General features: G+C 61.0%; 6 protein-coding genes. 2 read left to right on the forward strand and 4 right to left on the reverse strand.

Annotated features, from left to right (window positions below; all coding sequences use genetic code 11):
* Window positions 1-1299: siroheme synthase CysG (gene cysG / locus J0I64_RS00650; protein WP_291405434.1), on the reverse strand; the 1299-nt coding region annotated here is incomplete at its 3' end.
* A 238-nt stretch (window positions 1300-1537) separates the two neighbouring features.
* Between cysG and J0I64_RS00655 the strand changes: the two genes are divergently transcribed.
* Window positions 1538-1978, forward strand: coding sequence for a hypothetical protein (locus J0I64_RS00655; protein WP_291405435.1), 441 nt, complete (start codon window positions 1538-1540; stop codon window positions 1976-1978).
* On the opposite strand, the gene J0I64_RS00660 is transcribed toward J0I64_RS00655, so the two are convergent.
* On the reverse strand, window positions 1975-2295 hold the full coding sequence (locus tag J0I64_RS00660; protein ID WP_291405436.1) for a 2Fe-2S iron-sulfur cluster-binding protein: 321 nt from the start codon (window positions 2293-2295) through the stop codon (window positions 1975-1977). The two genes, J0I64_RS00655 and J0I64_RS00660, sit on opposite strands and share 4 nt — an antisense overlap.
* A gap of 143 nt (window positions 2296-2438) precedes the next feature.
* Here J0I64_RS00660 and J0I64_RS00665 point away from each other — a divergent pair, with 143 nt between their 5' ends.
* Window positions 2439-2816: a hypothetical protein gene (locus J0I64_RS00665; protein ID WP_291405437.1), complete on the forward strand. Its 378-nt coding sequence runs from the start codon at window positions 2439-2441 to the stop codon at window positions 2814-2816.
* Here J0I64_RS00665 and J0I64_RS00670 read toward each other — a convergent pair.
* Together J0I64_RS00670 and J0I64_RS00675 are read right to left on the reverse strand one after the other, a co-directional pair.
* Window positions 2813-3985 carry an SAM-dependent methyltransferase gene (locus J0I64_RS00670; RefSeq protein ID WP_291405438.1) on the reverse strand — a complete coding sequence of 391 codons (1173 nt, stop codon included), beginning with the start codon at window positions 3983-3985 and terminating at the stop codon, window positions 2813-2815. The genes J0I64_RS00665 and J0I64_RS00670 overlap by 4 nt on opposite strands.
* Window positions 3982-4716 (reverse strand): EF-Tu/IF-2/RF-3 family GTPase (locus J0I64_RS00675; protein ID WP_291405439.1); only part of this gene is annotated, 735 nt, incomplete at its 5' end. The genes J0I64_RS00675 and J0I64_RS00670, both read right to left, overlap by 4 nt.

Below are 4716 nucleotides of genomic sequence, written 5' to 3' on the forward strand. Positions count from 1 at the left end.
ATCGAACTCGACCGCGCCACGCGCGAGATCACCCAAACTACCCGCATAGGACCGGCTTTCCTGCCGTCCCGCATTCACAACGATGCCTACCGGCAGATCAGCTGCAGCGCCGAGCGTCACCAGCCGTCCCGCCGTTTCGGCAGCAATCGATTTGCCCATATAGAGCGCCAGCGTCAGGCCGGTTTCGGCGAGAGCAGCCCAGTGCGCCAGTTCGCTATCGTCCGCACCATGCGCGGTCGCCACCACAAGCCCACTCGACACCTTTCGCAGCGTCACGGGCGTAGCGGTATCGGCGGCAGCGGCAAGCGCTGCGCTCACGCCCGGCACGATCTGATATTCGATGCCAGCCTTGCGCAGAGCCTCGATCTCCTCGCCAGCGCGCCCAAAGATCATCGGATCGCCCGACTTAAGCCGCGCCACCTTCTTGCCCTCGCCCGCGAGCCGCACGATCAACGTATTGATCTGCGCCTGCGAGAAGGAGTGATGCCCCTTGGCCTTGCCGACGCAAATCTGCTCGGCATCCCGGCGGCCCATTTCGACGACTTCGGCGGGCACAAGCTGGTCGTGCACGATCACATCGGCCTGCTGTAGCAGGCGCTGGGCACGAAGCGTCAGAAGATCGGCAGCGCCAGGGCCGGCACCGATCAGCCAGACCACGCCCTGCCCCATGCCGCCTGCAGCATGGCTTGCCAGCAGTTTTTCGGCCTCAGCCTCGCCGCGACCTTCTTCGATGGCCCGCTCAACCGAAGTGGAAGTGACCAGATCCTCATAGTAGCGCCGACGGGCGGCACCATCGTGGATCAGGCTTTCGACCTTGTGACGCAGACTGCCAGCAAGACCGGCAATCTTGCCCACCCCCGGCGCCAGCAGCGCCTCGATCTGCGCACGCACCAGCCGCGCAAGAACCGGCGCGTCACCCTCAGTCGAAATCGCCACGGTCAACGGTGCCCGATCGACGATGGATGGCGTGTAGAAATCGCACTCAGCGGGAACGTCGACGACATTGAGCGGAATGTTCAGCCTGCGGGCTTCGGCCATGGCAAGCTGCCCATCCGGACCTTCATCGGCCACGAAAACCAGCGCCACACCCGCCACATCTTCGGCCGTCAGCGGACGCTCGAACACGGTCACGTCAAAACCGGAAAAATCGGTCTCAACCTGTCTTGCGTAAATCTCTATTGAAGCAGTCGTCTTTGCGACCAACCGGACTTTGTTCAGGGCCTCGTCGGTGCCGCCGACGATCATAATGCGCTTGCCCTTGACCTTGAAACTCAACGGGAATGTGTTGAGACGAGTCATAACAGTCCTATTCCAACGATGAGGCAAAATATTCCAATGCCGGGGATTGGAGCAAGGCGTTGAAATTCAATCGCTTTTATATTTCCCTAGTAGGGGCCACCTTAGAATGACACCAGACTGCCAAAGCAAAGACGGGCAAAAAAATCCTGACGCCCGTCATTCGACGCAAAGTGTTTGGGGAAGTCGGCCGAACTGGCCAGAATTAGCCGTCCGAAATTTGCCCCACGCGGAGAATATTTTGCGGGCCTCTCTCCGGCTTTTAGTTCTAGTCGCAGGCCTTGGCGCCACGGCGGCATCCGCCCTGACACCTCTGCCCAAACCGGAGGCTTCAACCGCAGTCGAAGCCGGCAAATCCGCGCCTTATGCTGGCACCTGGTCGGTGAGCATGCCAACCATGGAAGTGGGCACACCCGATACCGACTACGCCATCTGCACCCTGCCCGTCCGCATCGAGGCCGCGAACGAGACGCACATCTTCTATCTCGGCCCCCGCGACGTCGAAGCCGACGCCGCGATGGAACTGGTGCCCGATCAAGGTGGCGCGCGTTGGGAGCCGATCGCCGGCGGCCCAACCTTCTTTGCAGTCTGGATCAATCCAGACACGTTCTATCTCTACGACACCATTCCCGAGACAGACGCCGACTGGGGCATGCCCTTCGTCTATCGACGCTGCCCTTAGCCCTGGCGCGTCGGAACGTGCAGTACGAGGCCGTCGAGATTGTCCCGCACCTTGATCTGGCACGACAGACGGCTCGAATCCTTCACGTCGAAGGCGAAGTCGAGCATGTCTTCTTCCATCATCGAGGGACCGCCGACCGTTTCACGCCAATCTTCTTCCACATAAACGTGGCAGGTCGCGCAGGTGCAGGCGCCGCCGCATTCGGCGACAATTCCCGGAATGCCGTTGATGATGGCGGTTTCCATCACGGTGGAACCGTTTTCCGCTTCGGTTTCAATGCGTTCGCCGCTGGGCGTAACAAAGGTAATCTTGGTCATGGATCTTTTTTGGCTTGCTGTACCAATGGGATATAGGACGTCCCAGCCCGCTTAGGAAGTCGCGCTTCAGCATGGAACACTGCTGCAGACGGCATGGCCTCCGCCAATCATCCTATGCACAATGGTTGAAAGAGGACGAGAGAATGCCCGCGATTCAATTTCACACCCAGCGACCGCGCGAAGACGGTTGTGGCGCCGTCACGGTGCAGATGCTGACTGGCAAAGGCCATGACGAGGTCTTGCCCCTGTTCGGGTGGGGGGCAGAAGACCTCCGCCGAACCGACTGGACCAATCTGCAGCAGGTGCTCACAACGCTTGGCTGGCAGATGAGCGAAATCACCCCCGTTTCCAGCTGGGATCAGATCAACGACCTCGCTGTCGTCCATGTACGCGACGACCACTTCATGCTCTACGACGGGCGAAGCGGCGTCTTCTACGATCCCTGGGAATGGGAAGGGCCGCAGCAGACCTCAAGCCGCGTGCCCATGACCTTCGTGCGTGTAACGCCGCCCGCGGCCTAGTTGAGGCCCAGCAGGCCCTCGAGATAATGCTTCTCGATTCCGAACATGGCCTTCACCTCGGCGATGCGCTTCAGCGCCGCCTCGCGTGAACCGGCCTTGCCCTTCTGCGCCACGATGAGATTGTTCTTGGGCGTATGCGCGTCCGAGACGAACTCAAAAACCTTGGTGCGATAGCCCGAGGCTTCGAGCAGCAGGGCCCGCAGCCCGTCCGTCACCATCTCGGCCTGCTTTTCCATGAACGTGCCATGGCGCAGCAGGAAATCGAGGCGATTGTCGGCAGTGCCCGCCTCCATCTGCCGTCGCACCTGCTTGTGGCAGCACGGAGCCACGGCGATCAGCTCGGCCCCGGCGGAAATGCCCTTGAAGATGGCGTCGTCCGTAGCCGTATCGCAGGCGTGGAGCGCAATGACGGCGTCGGCGCCGCTGGTGTCATAGTCGAGGATTGCCCCCGGCACGAAGGAGAGACCCGAAAAGCCGCTCTTCTCGGCCAGCCGATTGCCGTCTTCGACCAGCTTGGGGCGCATTTCGACGCCGACAACCTCGGCATCGCGACCGTCGCCCTGGAGGTAGTCATAGAGGGCAAAATCGAGATAACCCTTGCCCGCGCCCATATCGAAGATGCGCGGCTTTTTAGCCGAAAGCTCCTGAATCAAAGGCGCAAAAATCTCGACCATCTTGTTGATTTGTCGAAACTTATCCTGCGACGCAGCCAGCACCTTGCCGTCTGCACCCGAGATGCCGAGCGCTTGCATCCAGACCTTATCGCCCGATGCGAGCGGCCGGTTCTTGGCGCGGTCATGCCCGCCCTGCGAGGCCTCGCGACCATCGACCGCGATCTTCTTCAGCCGATACTTGTCGCCTTGCCGCTCGAACTGCAGATCGAAATCCGTCGTCTCTAGCCGCGCGCTCCGATATTCCCTCGAAAGCCCGTCGCGCACAAAGCTCATTGCTTCGTCGATGACGAGGTTCTTGGTGATGTCGCGTGTCTTGTAGCGGAAGACAAAGCTCATGCGCTCGCCGGCCTTGATCGCCACCTTGCGCGCTTCGACGCTCTTCAAGTCAGCCTCGGCGCCATGATAGCCGCCGAGTTTGAGCTTGGTGATCGACCCGTCGATAAAGCCGGTCTGCAGCGCGAGGACAAATTCCTCTATTCGGTCGGGCGCGCTCAATGCCGTTCCTTGGTGGTGAGGAAGCGGATTTTCGGCCAGTCCTGCTTGGCCCGGTCCGCCCACCACGCGTTCTGCGCCAGAAAGACCGGCGCATCGGCGCGGTCTTCGGCCATGTTGGTCTTCTGGGCGGTAATGAAGCGCTTCAGTTCGTCCGCATCGTCGCTCTCGACCCAGCGCGCCACTTCAAAACCCATGGGCTCGAAGGTAATCGGCACGCCATATTCCTTGGCGACGCGGCTGGCGAGAACTTCCAGCTGCAGCTGCCCGACGACGCCCACGATCCAGTCAGCACCAACCATGCGGCGGAACACCTGGGTGACGCCTTCCTCGGCAAGGTCGGACAGTGCCTTCGACATCTGCTTGGTCTTCATCGCATCGGTCAGGCGCACGCGGCGGATGATTTCAGGCGCAAAGTTCGGAATGCCGGTAACGTTGATGGTCGCGCCCTCGGTCAGCGTGTCGCCGACCGACAGCGTGCCGTGGTTCGGAATGCCAACGATATCGCCGGCAACGGCTTCCTCAGCCAGTTCGCGATTGTTACCGAAGAAGAACATCGGGTTGGCCACGGCCATGTCCTTGCCCGAGCGCACATTCTTGAGGCGCATGCCGCGCGTGAACGTGCCCGAGCAGAGGCGAACGAAGGCGATGCGGTCGCGGTGGTTGGCGTCCATGTTCGCCTGCACCTTGAACACATAACCCGACACCTTCTTGTCATCGGGCGAAATCGGCGC

The sequence above is a fragment of the Devosia sp. genome (genome assembly GCF_017307565.1).
Classification (GTDB): domain Bacteria; phylum Pseudomonadota; class Alphaproteobacteria; order Rhizobiales; family Devosiaceae; genus Devosia.

Excerpts from the sequence above, each read along its gene's own strand:
- J0I64_RS00660 (WP_291405436.1), bottom strand. The coding sequence starts at position 2,295 with ATGACCAAGATTACCTTTGTTACGCCCAGCGGCGAACGCATTGAAACC.
- J0I64_RS00665 (WP_291405437.1), top strand. The coding sequence starts at position 2,439 with ATGCCCGCGATTCAATTTCACACCCAGCGACCGCGCGAAGACGGTTGT.